Genomic DNA, 20,523 nt, shown 5'->3' on the forward strand with positions numbered 1-20,523 from the left:
TGCGCTAATTATTTCACGCTGCCCGGTTGTTTGCCACACATGAAGATGCGCTTTCCCACTGTCATAACTTTACCCTGGCGTTCAGACGCCGCTGAATTCTGGTTTGCACGCCTGAGCCACCTCCCTTTTGCGATGCTGCTGCATTCCGGCCATGCGGATCACCCCTATAGCCGTTTTGATATTCTGGTGGCCGACCCGCTGAAAACGCTGACGACCAGTGACCTGCCGTTAACGGACGATCCGCTGATGCAGCTTCAGCAAGAAATTAACGCGCTGGGTTTATCTGCCACGCCCAACCCGGACCTCCCCTTTCAGGGAGGCGCACTGGGCCTGTTTGGCTACGATTTAGGTCGCCGTTTCGAAACGCTGCCCGAGATTGCACAGGCGGATATTCCCCTGCCAGACATGGCCGTAGGGCTGTATGACTGGGCGTTAATTGTTGATCACCAGAAAAAAACGGTTTCACTTCTTAGCCATGGTGAGGCTCATGCGCGTCTTGCCTGGCTTGAGGATCAGCAGCCTGCACCGGCGGAGACATTCAGGCTGACCTCAAAGTGGCGTTCGAACATGACCGAACAGGAATACGCGGATAAATTCTCCCGTGTTCAGGCCTATCTGCAAAGTGGCGACTGTTATCAGGTTAACCTGGCGCAGCGATTCCAGGCGACGTATCAGGGGGGTGAGTGGCAAGCGTTTACTCGTCTGAATGCCAGCAATAAGGCGCCGTTCAGCGCATTCCTGCGCCTGGAGCATGGCGCTATCTTAAGCCTGTCGCCGGAGCGCTTTATTCATCTGGCTGAAGGGACCATTCAGACCCGGCCAATTAAAGGTACGCTGCCGCGTCTGGCCGACCCTGTCGCCGACCGTCAGCAGGCAGAAAAACTCGCTGCTTCCCCGAAAGACCGGTCGGAGAACCTGATGATTGTGGATTTGATGCGTAACGATATTGGCCGGGTTGCGGAACCAGGCAGCGTGCGCGTACCTGAGCTGTTTGTGGTCGAACCCTTCCCGGCCGTACATCATCTGGTCAGTACCATTACCGCTCGCCTGCCGGGCTCGCGCACCGCCTGCGACCTGCTGCGTGCTGCCTTTCCGGGTGGCTCTATTACCGGTGCGCCAAAAGTGCGAGCGATGGAAATTATCGACGAACTGGAGCCCCACCGTCGCAATGCCTGGTGCGGCAGTATTGGCTATGTGAGCCTGTGCGGCACAATGGACACCAGCATTACCATTCGCACCCTCACGGCCTGCGACGGAGCGCTGTACTGCTCCGCCGGAGGAGGCATTGTTGCCGACAGCCAGGTTGAGGCGGAATATCAGGAAACCTTTGATAAAGTTAACCGTATCCTGAAACAACTGGAGAACTAACGGGTGGAGAACGATAACCTGACGCTGGATGATTTTTTGTCACGCTTTCAGCTTTTGCGTCCACAGACGCACCGCGAAACCCTGAATAACCGCCAGGCCGCCGTGCTGATCCCGGTGGTGCGGCGCGAGCACCCCGGATTATTGCTCACTCAGCGCTCACCGCACTTACGTAAGCACGCCGGCCAGGTTGCGTTTCCGGGCGGTGCGGTGGACAGCACCGATGCATCGCTAATTGCCGCGGCGCTGCGTGAAGCACAGGAAGAGGTCGCCATCCCGCCAGAGTCAGTGGAAATCATTGGCGTTTTGCCGCCGGTGGACAGCGTAACGGGTTTTCAGGTCACACCGGTGGTGGGCATTATTCCACCCGACCTTCAGTATCACGCCAGCGTGGATGAAGTCTCTGCGGTATTTGAAATGCCGCTGGAAGAGGCCCTTCGACTTGGTCGCTATCATCCTCTGGATATTCAGCGTCGTGGACATGCTCACCGTGTGTGGCTCTCCTGGTATCAGCATTATTTTGTCTGGGGCATGACGGCGGGCATCATTCGTGAGCTGGCGCTGCAAATCGGCCTGAAGCCTTGACTATACTTTACATTCCACCCTTTTCTGCCAGGTTTGCGATCGCTGTCGCGCTATTAGCAAAACAGGTGTTATCCATTAGTTTAATTCATGTGAATAGTTAAGCCGAGGCCAGTGTTCCCTCTTACACTATGCGCAGTTATAACATCGTTACTGGAAACCCGGTAACCCTGTCAGGAGTGTGAAAGTGATTAGTATATTCGACATGTTCAAAGTGGGAATCGGTCCTTCTTCTTCCCATACTGTAGGGCCGATGAAGGCCGGTAAACAGTTCGTCGATGACCTGGTCGAAAAAGGATTACTGGAAAGCGTTACCCGTGTTGCCGTGGATGTCTACGGCTCGCTGTCTTTGACGGGTAAAGGCCACCACACCGATATCGCCATTATTATGGGTCTGGCGGGCAATATGCCGGACACCGTTGATATTGATGCCATCCCGGCATTCATCCGCGACGTGGAAACGCGCGGTCGCCTGCTGCTGGCAAACGGCCAGCACGAAGTGGATTTCCCTCATGATGACGGAATGCGTTTTCGCAGCGACAACCTGCCGCTGCATGAAAATGGCATGACCATCCACGCGTGGAACGGCGAAAAAGAGATTTACAGCAAAACGTATTACTCCATTGGCGGTGGCTTCATCGTTGATGAAGAGCATTTTGGCAAAGACAGCGCTGGCGACGTCAGCGTGCCGTATCCGTTCAAGTCTGCCACCGAGATGCTGGCGTATTGCAAAGAGACGGGGCTGTCGCTCTCCGGCATGGTGATGCAGAACGAACTGGCGCTGCACAGCAAGAAAGAGATTGAAGACTACTTTGCTAACGTGTGGCAAACCATGCGTGCCTGTATCGACCGTGGTATGAATACCGAAGGCGTGCTGCCTGGCCCACTGCGCGTGCCGCGCCGTGCCTCTGCACTGCGCCGGATGCTTGTCACAACTGATAAGTTCTCCAATGACCCGATGAATGTGGTCGACTGGGTGAACATGTTTGCCCTGGCGGTAAACGAAGAAAACGCCGCAGGTGGCCGTGTTGTTACAGCACCAACCAACGGCGCGTGCGGTATTGTTCCGGCGGTGCTGGCCTATTACGACCACTTTATTGAATCTGTCAGCCCGGATATTTATATCCGTTACTTCCTGGCGGCAGGTGCGATTGGCGCGCTGTACAAAATGAACGCCTCAATCTCTGGCGCTGAAGTGGGTTGCCAGGGTGAAGTCGGCGTGGCCTGTTCTATGGCCGCAGCCGGTCTTGCGGAACTGCTGGGCGCAAGCCCTGAGCAGGTATGTGTTGCTGCCGAAATCGGTATGGAGCATAACCTCGGTCTGACCTGTGACCCGGTCGCAGGACAGGTGCAGGTGCCGTGCATCGAGCGTAACGCAATCGCATCCGTGAAAGCGATCAATGCGTCTCGCATGGCGATGCGCCGTACCAGCGAACCACGCGTATCGCTGGATAAGGTTATCGAAACCATGTACGAAACCGGTAAAGACATGAACGCCAAATATCGCGAAACCTCGCGTGGCGGGCTGGCCATTAAGGTACAGTGCGACTAATACCTCGCTCTCGCCCATCTGCAACGGATGGGCGAATTTTCCCCTTCTTTCTCGTCGCCTTACCATTTCCCCACTACACTATCTCTGTTGCTTCTGGCTTTTGGTGCTGGTGGCGTATCAGGCGACCGTTTTATGCAGACTGCACAAACGATCATAAAAAACTACCGCCGAAAACGCGTTATCGTCAGTGTCACGGTCGCGCTTCTTACGCTCATCCTAACGCTGGGAATTCGGTTTATTTCACAGCGCAATTTAAATAGAGAACAGATCCGCGACTTTACCAGCCACACCGTTAATTCAATGGATAAGGTTTTACTTTCGTTAGAAAACCATCGCGGGGTGCTGCAATCGCTGGTCGGGCAGCCCTGCACGCAAGCTCACCTTGTGCTGCGAAAACAGGCCGCCATTTTGCAAACCGTCCGCTCCATCGCCCTGGTCAAGGATGGTGTCCTGTACTGTTCGAGTATCTTTGGCACGCGGGACGTTCTGGTGCGCGAGATACAGCCCACGTTACCCGCTAACGCCCCCCGGCTCATTTTATCGACCGACCAGTGGCTGCTGAAAGGCAGCCCAATCCTCATCCAGTGGTATCCCGTTTCACAAAGCGGCGAAGATGGGGTGATGGAGGTTGTTAACATTGATCTCCTCACCCGAATGATGCTGGAGCCGCAACCCCCGCTGATTACTGACGTTGTCCTGACCGTGGGCAACAATTTCCTGCGCTACGGGCAAGAGGTGACGGATACCCTGACCTTTGATGATGGCGATTCGCTCCTGCACAAAGCGTCATCACGCTATCCCTTCAGCATTACGGTAAGTGGCCCCGGCCCCGGAAAACTGGCGCTGAAAAACCTGCCAACTCAGTTACCGCTGGCGCTCATGCTCAGCCTGCTGCTGGGCTATGTCGCCTGGCTTGCCACGGCCAGGCGAATGAGTTTCACGTGGGAAATTAACATGGGGCTGGCGACACGCGAATTTGAACTCTTCTGTCAGCCGCTGGTGAATGCCCGAACGCAGAAATGCGTTGGCGTTGAAATTTTACTGCGCTGGAATAACCCGCGTCAGGGCTGGATTTCCCCCGAAGTGTTTATCCCTCTGGCAGAAGAGCACAACCTGATCGTCCCGCTCACCCGCTATGTTATTTCCGAAACGGTTCGCCAGATTGGTTTTTTTCCTGCCTCCTCCGGGTTTCAGATAGGCATTAACGTTGCCGCGAGCCATTTTCGCCGCGCCACTCTGCTACAGGATCTCAACCGTTTCTGGTTTAACGTGCATCCGGTGCAGCAGCTGGTGATCGAATTGACAGAGCGCGATGCGCTTATGGATGTGGATTACCGGATAGTGCGCGAGCTTCACAATAAAGGGGTGAAACTTGCGATTGATGATTTTGGTACCGGAAACAGTTCGCTCTCCTGGCTGGAAAAGCTGCACCCGGATGTGCTGAAAATCGATCGGTCATTTACCACGGCGATTGGTACGGACGCGGTGAATTCAACCGTGACGGACATCATCATCGCGCTCGGTCAGCGGCTGAATATTGAACTGGTTGCAGAAGGTGTGGAAACCGGGGAGCAGGCGCAGTATTTGCGCCGCCACGGTGTGGATATCTTGCAGGGATTTTTTTACGCCCGGCCGATGCCGTTGCGGGAGTTTCCTGAATGGCTGGCGGGGAGCTCGCCCCCGCCAGCGCGTCATAACGGGCACATCGTGCCTTTAATGCCGTTACGTTAGAAACACTTACTCATCTTCGTCGTGTGCAGATTGCTCTTTAACAATACGCACCAAATCAACGCGATAGTCGTTCGCTTCGACAATCGTGATGTGCAGCGGCGGCAGTTCGATAACGTCACCGGTACGCGGAATTTGTCCGTTCACCGAGATGACCAGACCTGCCACGGTGGCAATGTCTTCTTCATCGTTGACCACGTTTTCCACGCCCAGCGTATGGGATAACGCGTGCAGGTCAGTGGTCCCTTTAACCAGCCATCCGTCACCATCGGCGACGATTTCCGGGGTTTCATCCGCATCAGGGAATTCACCGGCGATGGCTTCCAGCACATCCAGCGGCGTGACCAGCCCCTGCACAACGCCAAACTCGTTGGTGACGATAACAAAGCTGCCGCGGGCACGACGTAACACGCCCAGCAGGTTGATCGGATCCAGCGTTTCCGGCACCACGATAGCAGGCGACGCAGCAGCAATGGCTTCAACGTTGCCACCCTCTTCCAGGGCCACCAGCAGCTCTTTCGCGCGCACGATACCGACAATCTCGTCCAGCTCACCACGGCACACCGGGAACAGGCTGTGCGGTGATGAGAGCAACTGCTGGCGAATTTCATCCACGCTCAGGTTCGCGTCTACCCAACTGATTTCACCGCGCGGGGTCATGATGCCACGTAGCGAACGGGAGGCCAGAGAGAGCACGCCGTTAATCATGTAACGCTCTTCTTCAACAAACGCCCCTTCAGGCACCGGAACCGGGTTACGGTTGTCTGAATCAGACTGCACGTTCACCTGACGGCGACCCCCCATCAGACGCAGAATGGCATCTGCCGTGCGGGCGCGCAGCGGCTGATTCGACTGCTGTTTGATAAAGTTACGGCGCGCAATCTGGTTAAACAGCTCGATGATGATCGAGAAGCCAATTGCGGCATACAGGTAACCTTTCGGAATATGGAAGCCAAACCCTTCTGCCACCAGGCTCAGGCCGATCATTAGCAGGAAGCTCAGACAGAGTACAACCACCGTCGGGTGCTGGTTCACAAAACGCGTCAGCGGTTTAGACGCCAGCAGCATAACCGCCATCGCAATGACCACAGCTGCCATCATGACCGGCAGATGGTTCACCATACCGACCGCAGTAATCACCGCATCCAGCGAGAACACGGCATCCAGCACCACAATTTGCAGGACCACAACCCAGAAGCTGGCATAGCCTTTACCGTGGCCATCATCGTGCTGTCTGTTCTCTAACCGTTCGTGAAGCTCCGTCGTCGCTTTGAAAAGCAGGAATATACCCCCGACCAGCATGATCAAATCACGGCCGGAGAAGGTGTAATCCATCACGGAGAACAGCGGTTTGGTCAGCGTTACCATCCACGAAATGACGGACAGCAGCGCCAGTCGCATAATCAGCGCCAGCGAGAGGCCGATCAGACGCGCTTTATCACGCTGTTTCGGCGGCAGTTTGTCCGCAAGAATGGCAATAAACACCAGGTTGTCGATACCGAGAACAATCTCCAGTACCACCAACGTGAGTAATCCCACCCAGATTGACGGGTCCATTAAGAATTCCATGACAAGCTCCTGCTAAAGGAATGACGAAACGGTGCCCCACTCAACGTGGGCAAATCAAGGGTAGACAGAATTGATGCGTGGCGAGGAACGCCGGTGAAAAAGGCATGAAATAGCCTGAAAGATGTCTGACGTCGGTGACGGTCCATACAGTGGGCTGCTGCCCTATACTCCTGAACAATTAAACGGAGGCTAAACATATCAGAGACAATGGGTTTTTAGCAAAGATTTACGTTCCTTTGCAAACATCTGTAACACAAGTGCTTTAACTTACAGGAATTTCTGTAATGCGTAGCTAAATTACGGATCTTCATCACATAAATTATTTTTTCACTATCTAAAATAATTCGCGGAAGTCTTAGTTAATTTAACTCTAACCCTTATCTGAATCGATTCGGTTCACCTAATACGATTCTCAGTACGAATGCCTGGCAGACGTATTAATGATAATAAAAGGAGGTAGCAAGTGACCATTGCTATTGTAATAGGCACACATGGTTGGGCTGCAGAGCAGTTACTCAAAACAGCAGAAATGCTGTTGGGCGAGCAGGAAAACGTGGGCTGGATCGATTTCGTTCCCGGTGAAAACGCCGAAACGCTAATTGAGAAATACACTGCTCAACTGGAGAAGCTGGATACCAGCAAAGGCGTGCTGTTTCTCGTCGATACATGGGGCGGCAGCCCGTTCAACGCTGCCAGTCGCATTGTCGTCGATAAAGAGCACTATGAAGTCATCGCCGGGGTTAACGTCCCGATGTTGGTGGAAACCTTCATGGCGCGTGACGACAATCCGTCTTTCGATGAACTTGTAGCATTGGCCGTTGAAACCGGTCGCGAAGGCGTGAAAGCGCTGAAAGCACAGCCGGTTGCGAAGCCAGCTCCTGCGGCCGTAGCACCCAAAGCCGCCGCACCAGCCAAACCGATGGGTCCGAACGATTATATGGTTATCGGCCTCGCGCGTATCGATGACCGTTTAATCCACGGCCAGGTGGCAACACGCTGGACCAAAGAAACCAATGTTAAACGCATTATCGTGGTCAGCGACGAAGTTGCCGCCGACAAGGTGCGAAGCACCCTTCTGACTCAGGTTGCCCCACCGGGCGTAACCGCGCACGTTGTGGATATCGCCAAGATGCTCCGCGTTTATAACAACCCGAAATATGCGGGTGAGCGCGTGATGCTGCTGTTTACTAACCCGACAGACGTCGAGCGCATTGTTGAAGGCGGCGTGAAAATCTCCTCCGTTAACATTGGTGGTATGGCTTTCCGTCAGGGGAAAACTCAGGTCAACAACGCGATTTCAGTCGATGAGAAAGATATCGAAGCATTCAACAAACTGAATGCACGCGGTATTGAGCTGGAAGCCCGTAAAGTTTCCACAGACCAGAAACTGAAAATGATGGATTTGATCGGCAAAGTTGGGAAATAACCCCGCGCTGATTTTTCACATAAAGCTTATGTAATAGGAGAAGTGCAATGGAGATTACCACTCTTCAGATTGTGCTGGTGTTCGTCGTCGCATGTATTGCGGGTATGGAATCCGTACTTGATGAATTTCAGTTCCACCGCCCTCTGGTGGCCTGTACGTTGATTGGTGCCGTTCTCGGTGATATGAAAACCGGTATCATCATCGGTGGTACCCTGGAAATGATCGCCCTCGGCTGGATGAACATCGGTGCGGCGGTTGCGCCAGATGCCGCACTGGCATCCATTATTTCTACCGTTCTGGTTATTGCCGGTCACCAAAGTATCGGTGCAGGTATCGCGCTGGCGATCCCACTGGCAGCAGCAGGCCAGGTACTGACCATCATCGTTCGTACCATCACCGTAGCCTTCCAGCACGCGGCGGATAAGGCGGCCGAAAATGGCAACCTGACGGCGTTGTCCTGGATCCACGTTTCATCCCTGTTCCTGCAAGCAATGCGAATTGCAATCCCGGCCGTGATCGTTGCTATCTCTGTCGGTACCAGCGAAGTGCAGAGTATGCTGAACGCCATTCCTGAAGTGGTGACCGGCGGCCTGAACATCGCAGGTGGCATGATCGTGGTAGTAGGTTATGCGATGGTCATCAACATGATGCGCGCAGGCTATCTGATGCCGTTCTTCTACCTCGGCTTCGTTACCGCTGCGTTCACCAACTTCAACCTGGTTGCTCTGGGTGTGATTGGTGCGGTCATGGCGATTCTCTACATCCAGCTCAGCCCGAAATACAACCGCGTAGCGGGTGCTCCGGCACAGGCTGCTGGTAATAACGATCTCGATAACGAACTGGACTAGCAGGTGAGCGAAATGGTTGATATGACAAAAAATACCACTGAGAAGAAACTCACTCCGGGTGATATTCGTGGCGTGTTCATCCGTTCTAACCTGTTTCAGGGTTCATGGAACTTCGAACGTATGCAGGCGCTTGGCTTCTGCTTCTCCATGGTACCGGCGATCAAACGCCTGTATCCGGAAAACAACGAAGCACGCCGTCAGGCGATTAAGCGTCACCTGGAATTCTTCAACACCCATCCTTATGTAGCAGCGCCGGTTCTGGGCGTTACCCTGGCGATGGAAGAACAACGTGCTAACGGCGCAGAGATTGACGATGGTGCCATCAACGGCATCAAAGTCGGTCTGATGGGACCGCTGGCAGGCGTGGGCGACCCAATCTTCTGGGGTACTGTTCGTCCGGTATTTGCGGCGCTTGGCGCAGGTATCGCGATGAGTGGGAGCCTGCTCGGCCCACTGCTGTTCTTCATCCTGTTCAACGCCGTGCGTCTGCTGACCCGTTATTACGGCGTGGCATACGGCTACCGTAAAGGGGTGGACATCGTTAAGGACATGGGCGGCGGCTTCCTGCAAAAACTGACCGAGGGGGCGTCTATTCTCGGCCTCTTTGTCATGGGGGCGCTGGTTAACAAGTGGACGCACGTGAACATCCCGCTGGTGGTGTCGACCATTACCGGTCAGGATGGTCAGACGCGCGTCACCACGGTGCAAACCATTCTGGATCAGCTGATGCCAGGCCTGGTTCCACTGCTGTTGACCTTCGCCTGTATGTGGCTGCTGCGTAAGAAAGTGAACCCGCTGTGGATCATCGTTGGCTTCTTCGTCATCGGTATCGCGGGCTACGCTGTCGGCTTGCTGGGTCTGTAAGTTACTGCTTTATATACCGGGGGCTTGCCCCCGGTTTTTTTATCTGGAGGATGAATGACTGCCACGGACATCGTACTGGTTCTTTTTATTGCGGCCCTTCTGGCTTACGCCATTTATGATGAGTTCATCATGCCCCGCCGCCATGGCGAATCATTGCTCACCATCCCTCTTCTGCGCCGTAACCGCATCGATGCCGTCATCTTTGTGGGTTTACTGGTCATCCTGATTTACAACAACATCATGAGTCACGGTGCATTATTAACCACATGGTTATTATGTGCGCTGGTATTAATGGCAATTTATTTGTTCTGGGTCCGTTCACCAAAGGTCATCTTTAAAAGCCAGGGATTTTTCTTTGCTAATGTGTGGATAGAATATAACCGCATTAAAGAGATGAATTTATCGGAAGATGGCGTTCTGGTGATGCAATTAGAACAACGGCGTCTGCTTATTCGGGTCAAAAATATTGATGACCTCGAAAAGATATACAAGTTACTCGTTAAAACTCAATAAGTTAAATTTATAGCACTGGCTATATATTGCGGTATTTTCGCGCAAACAATATAGCCTTAGCTATATTACTAAACCAAAAAACACTTATATTCATTAACGATAATTTTACGCTTAAATCTAAATGAAAATCGTTATCAACTGGTTAATGGGATAATACTTTCCTGTTGTTGTTTTATATTCTAAAAATATGTTAAGGTTGCGCCCGTCGTTGGGGAGTAGCTGATTTCCTGTTTTCCAGGAAATGTACGTGTCAACATACTCGTTGAAAAACGTGGCGCGTACGGATCTTTCTGCACAGTTGCTGTGTACGAAAAGATCAGGCGAGACCATAGATACATTAACTGCTGTTTACTGGGGGCAGTGATGTGTCATATGGATATCTCCCGGTCTGGACGCTCTTATGAATATCTCTGCAACAATTCTTCTTGCTTTCGGCATGTCCATGGACGCTTTTGCAGCTTCCATTGGTAAAGGCGCCACTCTCCACAAACCAAAATTCTCTGAAGCATTACGCACCGGTCTTATCTTTGGTGCTATCGAAACGCTGACGCCGCTGATTGGCTGGGGTCTGGGTATGCTCGCCAGTCAGTTCGTCCTGGAGTGGAACCACTGGATCGCCTTTGTTCTGCTGGTGTTCCTCGGCGGGCGAATGGTTATCGAAGGTTTTCGCGGCAACAGCGATGAAGATGAAGCGCCGCAGCATCGACATGGCTTCTGGTTGCTGGTCACGACCGCTATCGCCACAAGTCTTGACGCGATGGCGGTAGGGGTTGGTCTGGCATTCCTTCAGGTCAACATCATCGCCACCGCTCTGGCGATTGGCTGTGCCACCCTGATTATGTCGACGCTTGGCATGATGGTTGGCCGCTTTATCGGCCCGCTGCTTGGCAAGCGAGCCGAAATCCTGGGCGGTATCGTGTTAATCGGGATTGGCGCCCAAATCCTGTGGGCACACTTCGCCGGTTAAACTTCGCGCTGCCAGCAGTGGATACTGAAATCTGTCTGGCAGCGAAACTCGTCCTGTTTCGCTAACGTTTCCCACACAGCCGGTTTCGCCCGCCATGCAAAGGGCGTCATCTGCAGCAAGGCTACCGCTTCATCCCCTTTGAGTTTCATCTCATACGCGACCGTCTGTTCCTGTTGCAGGCTAAAACCCGCCAGCTGTTCAGAATGCGGAGCATGTAAACGCACGTCATCGTAAATCATACCTTTCAACTCCATCAGATGACGCGGGCCCGGCGTAACGGTAATCACCCAGCCACCGGGTTTAACGACCCGTGCCAGCTCTTCAGCTTTACAGGGCGCATAAATTCGCACCACGGCATCCATGCTGGCATCCTCAAACGGCAGGCGATGGCTTGACGCCACGCAGAACGTCACCGACGAATAGCGCCTGGCCGCCGCGCGGATAGCCACTTTAGAAACATCCAGACCGTAGGTTTCAGCACCCTTCTCGCGAGCCACATCTGCAAACAGCGCCGTGTAGTAACCTTCACCACAGCCGATATCCAGAATGGCTGAAGGCGACGAGAGGTTGTCTGTCAGAAGCTGTGCAACGGTGTCTCTCAGGGGCTGATAGTGTCCGGCATCAAGAAACGCGCGGCGCGCCTGCATCATCTCTGCGCTGTCCCCCGGGTCACGCGAGCGCTTATGTTGCACCGGAAGAAGATTCACATAGCCCTCTTTCGCCATATCAAACTGGTGCCCTTGCGGGCAGGTAAAACTTTTCTCAGAACGCGTCAGGCGCGCGTGGCAAAGTGGGCAACTGAAGGACATGGTGGCTCCGGGCAATCATAAAGGGCGAAAGTGTACCGCTATTCGCCCGGGTTATAAACGCCTGGCTAACGCATGACGATAAGGTGAGTGGAATCCGCCGCTAATCCATCGGGTTTGACGTTTTCAAGCCGTAACACGTTCCCCATGATCTCGCTGAAAACCGGTGCTGATACCGCCCCACCGTAATAATCCCCGTTTTGCGGATCGTTAATCACCACCACTAACGCAAAACGCGGCTGGCTGGCGGGCGCAACGCCTGCGGTGTAAGCCACGTATTTATCGACATATTTACCGTCATCACCGATTTTTTTCGCCGTCCCGGTTTTAACGGCAACACGATAATCGCGTACCGCCGCCTTAATGCCACCGCCGCCCGGCAGCGCCACGCTTTCCATCATATGCTCGACTTCATGGGCAATCTCCTCAGACATTACCCTGTGCCCGATTACCGGAGGATCAATCCGGGTTATCGACAAAGGTCGCTCCAGGCCAAAGCTGCCGATGGTGGCGTAGACATGCGCCAGTTGTAGCGGCGTGACCATCAGCCCATAGCCGAACGCGAAGGTGGCCCGGTCGAGCTGGCTCCAGAATTTGCGCTGCGGCAGCAAGCCCGAGCTCTCCCCCGTTAAGCCAAGCCCGGTGTTCGTCCCAAAACCAAAGTTCTTATAGGTATCGAGCAACCGCTGGATCGGCATCGCCAGCGAGAGCCGCGACACACCTGTGTCGCTCGATTTTTGCAGGATCCCGGTCATCGTCAGTTCCGGGTAATACCCCACGTCCCGGATGCGGTGACCATCAAGCATGTACGGATGGGTATCTATCACGCTGTCTGGCTGCACCAGCCCTTGCTGTAATGCGGTCATCAGCACCAGAGGTTTGACGGTAGAGCCGGGTTCAAAGGTGTCACTGATGGCGCGATTGCGAAAATCGTTCAGCGTCGCTCCATCGCGGTTGTTTGGGTTGAAATCAGGGAAGCTTGCCATCGCCAGGATCTCGCCCGTCTGCACGTTAATCAGAACAGAGGCGCCTGATTCGGCTTTATTCCACGCGACGGCGTTATCCAGCGCATCTTCCGTAATGGTTTGCAGACGCTCATCAATGCTCAGCTTGATGTTATGCGCAGGAACCGGTGCTATTTCCGTCAGGTTTTCAACCACGCGCCCGTAGCGATCTTCCCTCACCTGCCTGACGCCGGCTTTCCCCGAAAGTTGAGCGTTAAAGCTTTTCTCAACCCCTTCAATGCCCTGCCCGTCAATATTCGTGAACCCTATCAGGTTGGCCGCAACATGCCCGGCGGGATAAAAGCGCCGGGATTCATCGCGCAAATTGATGCCTGGCAGATTCAGTTTATCGATCCATTGCGCCTGGGAAGGATCAACCTGGCGGGCAAGATAGATAAAGCGTCCCTGCGGGGTGCTGTTAATTCGGGCAGAGAGTGTGCCTAGAGAGAGATGCAGGGCATTCGCCAGCGCCTGCCAGCGTTCGTCATACCCCACACCGCCTTTTGCCAGCACGGTTTTCGGATCGGCCCAGACGGCTCTGACCGGTACACTGACGGCAAGCGGTCGATTTTCCCTGTCGACAATCATCCCGCGCGGTGCATCAATCGCCACCTCACGCAGCGAGCGCATATCTTCCTGCTTAACGAGATTGTCAGGTTTAATGATTTGCAACCAGGCAACACGGCCCAGTAAGAAAGCCAGACTACAAAAAATAGCAAGACATAGCAGCGCAAAACGAGCCGGGGTGAAGTTGCCGGCTGTCGTTATCGTTTTCTTTTTCACCTGAACCCCAGGTCCGTTGAACAACGCCCTGATTTAACGGGAAAAGACTGGCTGACGCGGTGAAAACAATGCTAATAACCTCGTAGCTTTGCAACAAGTTGCTAACAAGGCGTTCATTCGTAATATTTTGAAAGATAAGGTAATAAAAAAGCCCCGCATAAGCGAGGCTTTATATCTGAGATCGAAGCGCAGAAGCACTTCAGTCAGCAGTGGTTCGATCAGATAGCAGTTACGTTAACTGCAGCTGGGCCTTTCTGGCCGTCCTGAATTTCGAACTCAACGTTCTGGCCTTCAGCCAGAGTTTTGAAGCCGTTACCCTGGATTGCAGAGAAGTGTACGAACACATCTTTGCTGCCGTCAGCAGGAGTAATGAAACCAAAACCTTTAGACTCGTTGAACCACTTAACTTGACCTTTAATCTTTGCCATTTGCAAAATTCCTTAGAGTGTTTTCTTAGCCCGCAGGCATTGACTTAGATAAAACTGAGACATTACTGCTTGAGGCACTAATATAAGGTTCGGCAGAGAAGCGGTATTCAACGACAACGTGTTTACTCAGGACTTCTTTACTGAAAATGCCACACATAAACAGAACTGTACCTCGTTTGACCCAAAACGTGTTATCACACACAACGTTAATTATGGCAAGCCATTTTTAAACGTGTCTCGATCCGCCGCACAAATTCTGGCGCTGCCTCGTAACCTTCTGCACAATTATGCGCAATGTTTGCGGTCAGCATTACCAGCCTGAACTGCCTTAACGATGTTATCACAACCGCTGTAATCTAAGACTTTTTTACCTTAGCTCAATCACTTCGGTACGTCCAGCGCCGGGCAAAAGAATCCTCAATGCAATGATTGAGTTAGAACAAATTGTGAAAAGTTATGCTTAAATCATTGCAACGCGCAGGAACAGTTGTAATGAAAATACGATGTTAATAAACCCGCCTGAATTGTATTAAAATTCACCGCTTAATAAATGTCGTTATGCACCAAAATAATGAAATTTTTATGACTCTGCCTCAAAAGAAGGCAAGCAAAACGTTTCGATAAAAATAAAACTCTCGTTGAATGATTCAAATACAGAATATATGCAACACATCAGCGCTGCGTTTAGAAGGATAAATATTCACCAATTTTCAGTGTCCTGAATGAATCATTAACTGGTGCTAAATTAGCGAGCGCCTGATTTAACTCCTGCACAGGTTCTTCCAGCGATTCATCCCCCAGTTCAAACACACCCCAGTGAATAGGAAACGCCAGCGGGGCACCCAGTTGTTGCCATAAGGCAACGGCGGATTGTGGATCCATATGATGTACGGACATGAACCAGCGTGGTGCATACGCGCCAACCGGCAATGCGGCAGCGTCAATCTTGCCAAGGCGTTCGGGAATAGTGAGCAGCTCCGGCGTATACCCCGTATCACCGCTGAACCAGAAGCGATGTTGACGGCTTTCAAACACCCATCCACACCAGAGGGAACGATTTCGGTTCCATGGCGTGCGCATACTCCAGTGCTGCGCGGGTACAGCCGTTAGCGTCATCCCCTGCCAGCTGATGCTTTGCCACCAGTCGAGTTCAGTCACATTTTTTGCCCCTCGCCGACGAAACCAGCTCGCCAGACCTAATGGCACAAACACGTGCAGATCGGGGAAACGACGCAACAGATGACGAACGGTGGCGGCATCAAGGTGATCATAGTGATTATGGGAAATGACCAGAGCATCAAGCTGCGGGAGTTTATCGACAGAGATAGCCGGGGGCGTTTTACGCTCGGGCCCAACAAAAGGTAACGGCGAGGCGCGTCGGGAAAAAACGGGGTCGGTCAGGATATAATTCCCGTCCATACGCAACAGCAGACTGGCATGACCCAGCCACCATACGCCATCTTCGGGTAGCGCGTTAAGAATTACAGGCTGCCACCACTGGTTAAGAAAGGCGTCATATCCCAATGCGGGAGGTTTAGGCAAACCGGCTAATTTCCGCTCTTTTCGCCAGCGATCAATATCGCCCTGCTGATGGCCAGCGGGGAGCGTATTGCGAAAACCTGCGGGGGTGTGATGCTTCAGGGAGGGGTCATACCAGGGATTTTTCCAGACCACAGCCACCTCCCGTAAATCACAGATTAACGTTCAGCCACCAGGCGAATAAAATCGTCGTCTTCTTCTTTATCTTCAACAGCCGCTTCTTTTGCTTCTTCTTTCTCTTCTGGCTCGTTGGCTTCGCACAGACGGCGCAGTAAAGCATTCTGTCGTTTCTGCTGATCGAGCAACGCTTCCAGTAACTCAATTTGCTCGTTCGTGCGGGAGCTGGCACGGTTTACGAAGAACCACAGAACCAAACCCACAACCAGAATAACCAACGAGACAACCAGGGACGCCATACTCAGCAGCCCTGAATTCAGTAACTCACCCATTTCACCACCTCAATAAAAACGTCTATTTTACCACTGGTGCGAAGGAAGGAAATCACCTTGAGAAAAAATGCGTCTTACCACGGAATAAACTTATTGATTGCACAAACGCCACTGAAGAACTGTACATCCTGATCGCACATCACATTGATAGTCTGCGTCCATAGCACTACGCACGCTATCAGCACGATAACCAGAATTACCCAGCGTATTTTTTTCACTCCACACTCCGTCTTATGACCTGATGCAACCAGGTTAGCATGGCTATCTTAAACAGGGGCTAACTGTACTGTCATCAAGTACTTTTCGGAATAGTGCACTTGTTTCATTGCGTAAACCCGTTACGCTTAACAGCATGACAACTAACAAAAAGAGGCAATGATGCATTTAATCATTCGCACCATTATTGCGCTGGCCATTATCTGGATTGGCCTGTTATTAACCGGATACGGTGTCCTCGTGGGAAGCACAGAAAATGCGGCGGGCTTAGGCATTCAGTGTAAGTATGTGACCGCTCGTGGAGTCAGCACTGCACAATACCTGCATTCAGATAGCGGTTTCATTGGGTTAACCAACTGCCCGGTACTGCGCAAAATGACGGTCGTTATCGATAACGGCTAACTCCGCAAAGGGAATTCACAAAAAACGCCGCGTAAACGCGGCGTTTTTTTATTTTAGCCGGGATTAAAACGGATACTCGTTATAACCCATCTGCTCAGAGATTTTACGCGCAGCAGTATGCAGCATCGCCACATACTCGTGCAGACGTTCCTCAGAGAAACGCAGCGTCGGGAACGAAATACTCAGGCCGGCAATCACCACGCCGAAGCGGTCAAACACCGGCACCCCTATGCAACGCAAACCTTCTTCCTGCTCTTCGTTATCTTCGCCGTAACCCTGCTCGCGCACCTTATCGAGAACCGTTAACAGCTCATCAGTGCTGGTGATGGTTCGCTCGGTGCTGCGCTTATATTCCACACCGTCGAGGATCTGGGTCACTTCTTCACGATCGCGCCAGGCCAGCAGCACTTTACCGATTGCGGTACTGTACAGCGGGTTACGACGACCAATGCGCGAATACATGCGCAGGTTGTACATGGAGTCAATTTTGTGGATGTAAACAATGCTGTCTTCATCCAGCGCGCCCAGGTGAACCGTCTCTTTGGTTAAACGCGACAATTCACGCATCTGGATATCGGCGCTACGAATCAGATCGACATTCTGGAGTGCGCGGGCACCCAGTTCGAACAGTTTCAGCGTCAGAGAATATTTTTCAGATTCGCCTTCCTGCGCGACATACCCTAAAGACTTCATGGTTTGCAAAAAGCGATAAACGGTGCTTTTCGACATCATCACACGCTGCGACAACTCTGTAATACCAATTTCACGCTCTTCTCCGAGCGCCTGTAAGATGCCAAACACCTTCAGCACGGAAGAAACAGAATCTGGCTGCTTATCCAAATCCGCAATTGCCATTTATCACCTCATGGAGAGTGTTTTATAAAAATCAGAACCGGTTTTTATTATAAATTCCTGTCATCCTGCCTGCAATCAATCCGCGTTTACTTCGTTACAAATCTGCGACATAAAACCGAATTAACAATGCTAAAATAGTTACCCTGAGAATAATTTCACGTTGAGCTTTTCATTCCCCATGGAAAAAAATCCTTCTGATGGGCTGCCCTTGCCCCAGCGGTACGGCGCCATTGCCACCATTATTATCGGTATTTCGATGGCCGTCCTGGACGGTGCAATTGCTAACGTTGCCCTGCCAACCATCGCCAGCGACCTTCATGCCTCACCCGCGAGTTCCATCTGGATTGTGAATGCGTACCAGATTGCGATCGTGGTTTCTCTGCTTTCGCTCTCATTCCTCGGCGATATGTTTGGCTACCGTCGGGTCTATCAGTGTGGCCTGGTGGTCTTTACGCTCACCTCCCTTTTCTGCGCCCTGTCGGATTCCCTGCATACCCTGACGCTCGCCCGTATCGCACAGGGGTTTGGCGGCGCGGCCCTGATGAGCGTGAATACGGCTCTGATACGCCTTATCTACCCGCAGCGCCATCTGGGGCGCGGCATGGGGATAAACTCCTTTATTGTCGCGGTCTCCTCGGCGGCCGGGCCAACCATTGCCGCCGCAATCCTCTCCGTTGCGTCGTGGCAGTGGCTTTTTGCCATCAACGTGCCGCTGGGCATCATTGCTATCGTTTTTGCCCTGCGTTACCTCCCGGCAAATGGGCCGAAAAGCACAATGCCGAAATTCGATTTACCCAGTGCGGTGATGAATGCGCTGACCTTCGGTCTGCTGATCACCGCCCTGAGTGGTTTTGCGCAAGGTCAGTCCATCACCTTAATCGCCGCAGAAATCGTCGCAATGCTGGTTATCGGCTTCTTCTTTGTCCGCCGCCAGTTGTCCTTACCCGTGCCCCTGCTACCGGTTGATCTGTTACGCATTCCACTGTTTTCACTCTCTATTGGTACATCAATCTGTTCGTTCTGTGCGCAAATGCTGGCGCTGGTTTCTCTGCCCTTCTTCTTACAGAGCGTGATTGGCCGTACTGAAGTGGAGACGGGGCTGTTATTAACCCCATGGCCGCTGGCCACGATGGTGATGGCACCGCTGGCAGGTTATCTGATTGAGCGGGTTCATGCCGGTCTGCTGGGTGCGCTTGGTCTGGTGGTGATGGCGACAGGACTGTTCGCTCTGGCACTTCTCCCCTCCTCGCCTTCTGACCTGGATATTATCTGGCGAATGATCCTCTGCGGCGCCGGGTTTGGCCTGTTCCAGTCACCGAATAACCACACCATTATCACTTCCGCCCCACGCCATCGCAGCGGCGGTGCCAGCGGGATGCTGGGTACGGCGCGTTTACTGGGGCAAAGTACCGGGGCGGCGCTGGTCGCACTGATGTTCAACCTTGCCGGCCAGAATGGTACGCACGTGGCATTGTTTACCGCCGGGACGCTGGCAACCATTGCCGCGATTATCAGCGGGCTTCGCGTCACTCAGCCAGGCGTTCAGGCATAAAAAAAGCCGGGCAGAGTGACTCCTGCCCGGCTCTTCGTCCCACACTGCGTTACTTCAGGTATTCCCCGCTACGCAGCGCTTCGATACGTTTATCCAGCGGTGGGTGAGACATAAACAGCTCACTCAGCGATTTCGATTTACCGTTGATGCAGAATGCCATCATGCTGGTTGCTTCCTGCGGCTCGTAGCTGGTTTTCAGACGCTGCAACGCGGCAATCATCTTCTCACGCCCTACCAGTTTCGCAGAGCCCGCATCAGCGTGGAATTCACGGTGACGGGAGAACCACATGGTAATGATGCTTGCCAGAATACCGAACACCAGCTCAAGCACCATCGACACAGCGAAATAGATCAGCGGGTTACCGTTGCTCTCTTCGCCCTCGTCACGGTTGCCACTCATAAACCCTGCGGCAATCTGCGCCAGGATACGCGAAATAAAGATAACAAAGGTGTTCACCACGCCCTGAATCAGGGTCATGGTCACCATGTCACCGTTGGCAATATGGCTAATCTCGTGAGCGATTACCGCTTCGGCTTCGTCACGGCTCATGTTCTGCAACAGACCAGTACTGACCGCAACCAGGGACGCATCGCGGCGCGCGCCCGTGGCGAACGCATTGATGTCCGGTGCATGGTAAATGGCGACCTGTGGCATGGCGATACCCGCCTGCTGCGACTGCTGCGCAACGGTGTTCATCAGCCACTGTTCCATATCGTTACGTGGCTGCTCAATGACCTCACCACCCACGGATTTCAGTGCCATCCACTTCGACATCAGCAGAGAAACGAAGGAGCCACCAAAACCAAACAGCAGCGCCATAATCAAAAGGCCCTGAACGCTGCTCGACTGAATTCCTGTCAGGCTTAGCACGAGCCCGAATACCACCATAACCGCCAGGTTGGTGAGCAGGAAGAGCGCGATTCGCATCATAATTTTCTTTTAACCTCAGTTTAACAAAGCGCACTATGCGATTACCCACATCGTATGGGTATTGCGGCTATTTTCAAGGATTCGACGGGCGTAAGTCACCAGAAAGACACAACTTTACACAATTGAAAAGCTGATTGACGGGAG

20 protein-coding genes and 1 pseudogene are annotated in these 20,523 nt (G+C 52.8%); 11 read left to right on the plus strand and 10 right to left on the minus strand.

Features of this window, described 5'->3' with window-relative positions; translation table 11 throughout:
* The first annotated feature begins 39 nt into the window (after nucleotides 1-39).
* From pabB to N1249_RS13140, 4 genes are all read left to right on the plus strand, one after another.
* Complete coding sequence (gene pabB, locus N1249_RS13125; RefSeq protein WP_259829929.1) at nucleotides 40-1,368, plus strand: aminodeoxychorismate synthase component 1; 1,329 nt, start codon at nucleotides 40-42, stop codon at nucleotides 1,366-1,368.
* Nucleotides 1,369-1,371: 3 nt separating this feature from the next.
* Nucleotides 1,372-1,950 carry a CoA pyrophosphatase gene (locus tag N1249_RS13130; protein ID WP_257273329.1) on the plus strand — a complete coding sequence of 193 codons (579 nt, stop codon included), beginning with the start codon at nucleotides 1,372-1,374 and terminating at the stop codon, nucleotides 1,948-1,950.
* Between the two features lie 184 nt (nucleotides 1,951-2,134).
* On the plus strand, nucleotides 2,135-3,499 hold the full coding sequence (gene sdaA, locus N1249_RS13135) for an L-serine ammonia-lyase (RefSeq protein ID WP_257273330.1): 1,365 nt from the start codon (nucleotides 2,135-2,137) through the stop codon (nucleotides 3,497-3,499).
* Nucleotides 3,500-3,631: 132 nt separating this feature from the next.
* Nucleotides 3,632-5,230 carry an EAL domain-containing protein gene (locus tag N1249_RS13140; RefSeq protein ID WP_259829932.1) on the plus strand — a complete coding sequence of 533 codons (1,599 nt, stop codon included), beginning with the start codon at nucleotides 3,632-3,634 and terminating at the stop codon, nucleotides 5,228-5,230.
* Between the two features lie 6 nt (nucleotides 5,231-5,236).
* Here the strand turns inward: N1249_RS13140 and yoaE are convergent, their stop codons facing one another.
* A complete protein-coding gene (gene yoaE / locus N1249_RS13145; RefSeq protein ID WP_166715794.1) occupies nucleotides 5,237-6,796 on the minus strand; it encodes a CNNM family cation transport protein YoaE in 1,560 nt (519 codons plus the stop codon).
* Between the two features lie 463 nt (nucleotides 6,797-7,259).
* On the opposite strand from yoaE, the gene manX reads away from it, so the two are divergent.
* The 5 genes from manX (at nucleotide 7,260) to mntP (ending at nucleotide 11,414) form a co-directional block, all read left to right on the plus strand.
* Nucleotides 7,260-8,222, plus strand: coding sequence for a PTS mannose transporter subunit IIAB (gene manX / locus N1249_RS13150; protein WP_217186471.1), 963 nt, complete (start codon nucleotides 7,260-7,262; stop codon nucleotides 8,220-8,222).
* A gap of 47 nt (nucleotides 8,223-8,269) precedes the next feature.
* Nucleotides 8,270-9,070: a PTS mannose transporter subunit IIC gene (gene manY / locus N1249_RS13155; protein WP_008500490.1), complete on the plus strand. Its 801-nt coding sequence runs from the start codon at nucleotides 8,270-8,272 to the stop codon at nucleotides 9,068-9,070.
* Between the two features lie 12 nt (nucleotides 9,071-9,082).
* Complete coding sequence (locus tag N1249_RS13160) at nucleotides 9,083-9,934, plus strand: PTS mannose transporter subunit IID (protein WP_014070653.1); 852 nt, start codon at nucleotides 9,083-9,085, stop codon at nucleotides 9,932-9,934.
* Nucleotides 9,935-9,988: 54 nt separating this feature from the next.
* A complete protein-coding gene (locus tag N1249_RS13165) occupies nucleotides 9,989-10,447 on the plus strand; it encodes a DUF986 family protein (RefSeq protein ID WP_257273333.1) in 459 nt (152 codons plus the stop codon).
* A 400-nt stretch (nucleotides 10,448-10,847) separates the two neighbouring features.
* On the plus strand, nucleotides 10,848-11,414 hold the full coding sequence (gene mntP, locus N1249_RS13170; RefSeq protein WP_217186469.1) for a manganese efflux pump MntP: 567 nt from the start codon (nucleotides 10,848-10,850) through the stop codon (nucleotides 11,412-11,414).
* Here mntP and rlmA read toward each other — a convergent pair.
* The 7 genes and pseudogenes from rlmA to mgrB form a co-directional block, all read right to left on the minus strand.
* Nucleotides 11,411-12,223, minus strand: coding sequence for a 23S rRNA (guanine(745)-N(1))-methyltransferase (gene rlmA / locus N1249_RS13175; RefSeq protein ID WP_257273334.1), 813 nt, complete (start codon nucleotides 12,221-12,223; stop codon nucleotides 11,411-11,413). The genes mntP and rlmA overlap by 4 nt on opposite strands.
* A gap of 65 nt (nucleotides 12,224-12,288) precedes the next feature.
* Nucleotides 12,289-14,007 carry a peptidoglycan glycosyltransferase FtsI gene (ftsI, locus tag N1249_RS13180; RefSeq protein ID WP_259829942.1) on the minus strand — a complete coding sequence of 573 codons (1,719 nt, stop codon included), beginning with the start codon at nucleotides 14,005-14,007 and terminating at the stop codon, nucleotides 12,289-12,291.
* Nucleotides 14,008-14,225: 218 nt separating this feature from the next.
* The gene (gene cspE / locus N1249_RS13185) at nucleotides 14,226-14,435 is read right to left on the minus strand and encodes a transcription antiterminator/RNA stability regulator CspE (RefSeq protein ID WP_001062678.1); all 210 of its coding nucleotides are present in this window, start codon (nucleotides 14,433-14,435) and stop codon (nucleotides 14,226-14,228) included.
* A gap of 12 nt (nucleotides 14,436-14,447) precedes the next feature.
* Nucleotides 14,448-14,592, minus strand: a pseudogene (locus N1249_RS13190) (DUF2627 domain-containing protein).
* A 527-nt stretch (nucleotides 14,593-15,119) separates the two neighbouring features.
* Nucleotides 15,120-16,109: an MBL fold metallo-hydrolase gene (locus tag N1249_RS13195; protein ID WP_257273336.1), complete on the minus strand. Its 990-nt coding sequence runs from the start codon at nucleotides 16,107-16,109 to the stop codon at nucleotides 15,120-15,122.
* Between the two features lie 23 nt (nucleotides 16,110-16,132).
* Nucleotides 16,133-16,423, minus strand: a complete 291-nt coding sequence (locus tag N1249_RS13200) for a YebO family protein (RefSeq protein ID WP_257273337.1) — start codon at nucleotides 16,421-16,423, stop codon at nucleotides 16,133-16,135.
* A 74-nt stretch (nucleotides 16,424-16,497) separates the two neighbouring features.
* Nucleotides 16,498-16,641: a PhoP/PhoQ regulator MgrB gene (gene mgrB / locus N1249_RS13205; protein ID WP_013096124.1), complete on the minus strand. Its 144-nt coding sequence runs from the start codon at nucleotides 16,639-16,641 to the stop codon at nucleotides 16,498-16,500.
* A 160-nt stretch (nucleotides 16,642-16,801) separates the two neighbouring features.
* On the opposite strand from mgrB, the gene N1249_RS13210 reads away from it, so the two are divergent.
* Nucleotides 16,802-17,041 carry a YobH family protein gene (locus N1249_RS13210; RefSeq protein ID WP_014070660.1) on the plus strand — a complete coding sequence of 80 codons (240 nt, stop codon included), beginning with the start codon at nucleotides 16,802-16,804 and terminating at the stop codon, nucleotides 17,039-17,041.
* 63 nt (nucleotides 17,042-17,104) lie between these two features.
* On the opposite strand, the gene kdgR is transcribed toward N1249_RS13210, so the two are convergent.
* A complete protein-coding gene (gene kdgR / locus N1249_RS13215) occupies nucleotides 17,105-17,896 on the minus strand; it encodes a DNA-binding transcriptional regulator KdgR (protein ID WP_182061473.1) in 792 nt (263 codons plus the stop codon).
* A 178-nt stretch (nucleotides 17,897-18,074) separates the two neighbouring features.
* On the opposite strand from kdgR, the gene N1249_RS13220 reads away from it, so the two are divergent.
* Complete coding sequence (locus N1249_RS13220) at nucleotides 18,075-19,448, plus strand: MFS transporter (RefSeq protein WP_257273338.1); 1,374 nt, start codon at nucleotides 18,075-18,077, stop codon at nucleotides 19,446-19,448.
* Nucleotides 19,449-19,497: 49 nt separating this feature from the next.
* Here N1249_RS13220 and htpX read toward each other — a convergent pair whose 3' ends face one another.
* Nucleotides 19,498-20,379: a protease HtpX gene (gene htpX, locus N1249_RS13225; RefSeq protein ID WP_014070663.1), complete on the minus strand. Its 882-nt coding sequence runs from the start codon at nucleotides 20,377-20,379 to the stop codon at nucleotides 19,498-19,500.
* Nucleotides 20,380-20,523 lie beyond the last annotated feature (144 nt).

This window comes from Enterobacter sp. CP102, assembly GCF_025152625.1.
GTDB lineage: Bacteria > Pseudomonadota > Gammaproteobacteria > Enterobacterales > Enterobacteriaceae > Enterobacter > Enterobacter soli.

What these genes read in the sequence shown, in the direction of transcription:
- pabB (WP_259829929.1), top strand. Translation starts at nt 40, where the DNA reads ATGAAGATGCGCTTTCCCACTGTCATAACTTTACCCTGGCGTTCAGAC.
- N1249_RS13140 (WP_259829932.1), top strand. Translation starts at nt 3,632, where the DNA reads ATGCAGACTGCACAAACGATCATAAAAAACTACCGCCGAAAACGCGTT.
- yoaE (WP_166715794.1), bottom strand. Translation starts at nt 6,796, where the DNA reads ATGGAATTCTTAATGGACCCGTCAATCTGGGTGGGATTACTCACGTTG.
- manY (WP_008500490.1), top strand. Translation starts at nt 8,270, where the DNA reads ATGGAGATTACCACTCTTCAGATTGTGCTGGTGTTCGTCGTCGCATGT.
- N1249_RS13160 (WP_014070653.1), top strand. Translation starts at nt 9,083, where the DNA reads ATGGTTGATATGACAAAAAATACCACTGAGAAGAAACTCACTCCGGGT.
- N1249_RS13165 (WP_257273333.1), top strand. Translation starts at nt 9,989, where the DNA reads ATGACTGCCACGGACATCGTACTGGTTCTTTTTATTGCGGCCCTTCTG.
- mntP (WP_217186469.1), top strand. Translation starts at nt 10,848, where the DNA reads ATGAATATCTCTGCAACAATTCTTCTTGCTTTCGGCATGTCCATGGAC.
- rlmA (WP_257273334.1), bottom strand. Translation starts at nt 12,223, where the DNA reads ATGTCCTTCAGTTGCCCACTTTGCCACGCGCGCCTGACGCGTTCTGAG.
- cspE (WP_001062678.1), bottom strand. Translation starts at nt 14,435, where the DNA reads ATGGCAAAGATTAAAGGTCAAGTTAAGTGGTTCAACGAGTCTAAAGGT.
- N1249_RS13200 (WP_257273337.1), bottom strand. Translation starts at nt 16,423, where the DNA reads ATGGGTGAGTTACTGAATTCAGGGCTGCTGAGTATGGCGTCCCTGGTT.
- N1249_RS13210 (WP_014070660.1), top strand. Translation starts at nt 16,802, where the DNA reads ATGCATTTAATCATTCGCACCATTATTGCGCTGGCCATTATCTGGATT.
- kdgR (WP_182061473.1), bottom strand. Translation starts at nt 17,896, where the DNA reads ATGGCAATTGCGGATTTGGATAAGCAGCCAGATTCTGTTTCTTCCGTG.
- N1249_RS13220 (WP_257273338.1), top strand. Translation starts at nt 18,075, where the DNA reads ATGGAAAAAAATCCTTCTGATGGGCTGCCCTTGCCCCAGCGGTACGGC.
- htpX (WP_014070663.1), bottom strand. Translation starts at nt 20,379, where the DNA reads ATGATGCGAATCGCGCTCTTCCTGCTCACCAACCTGGCGGTTATGGTG.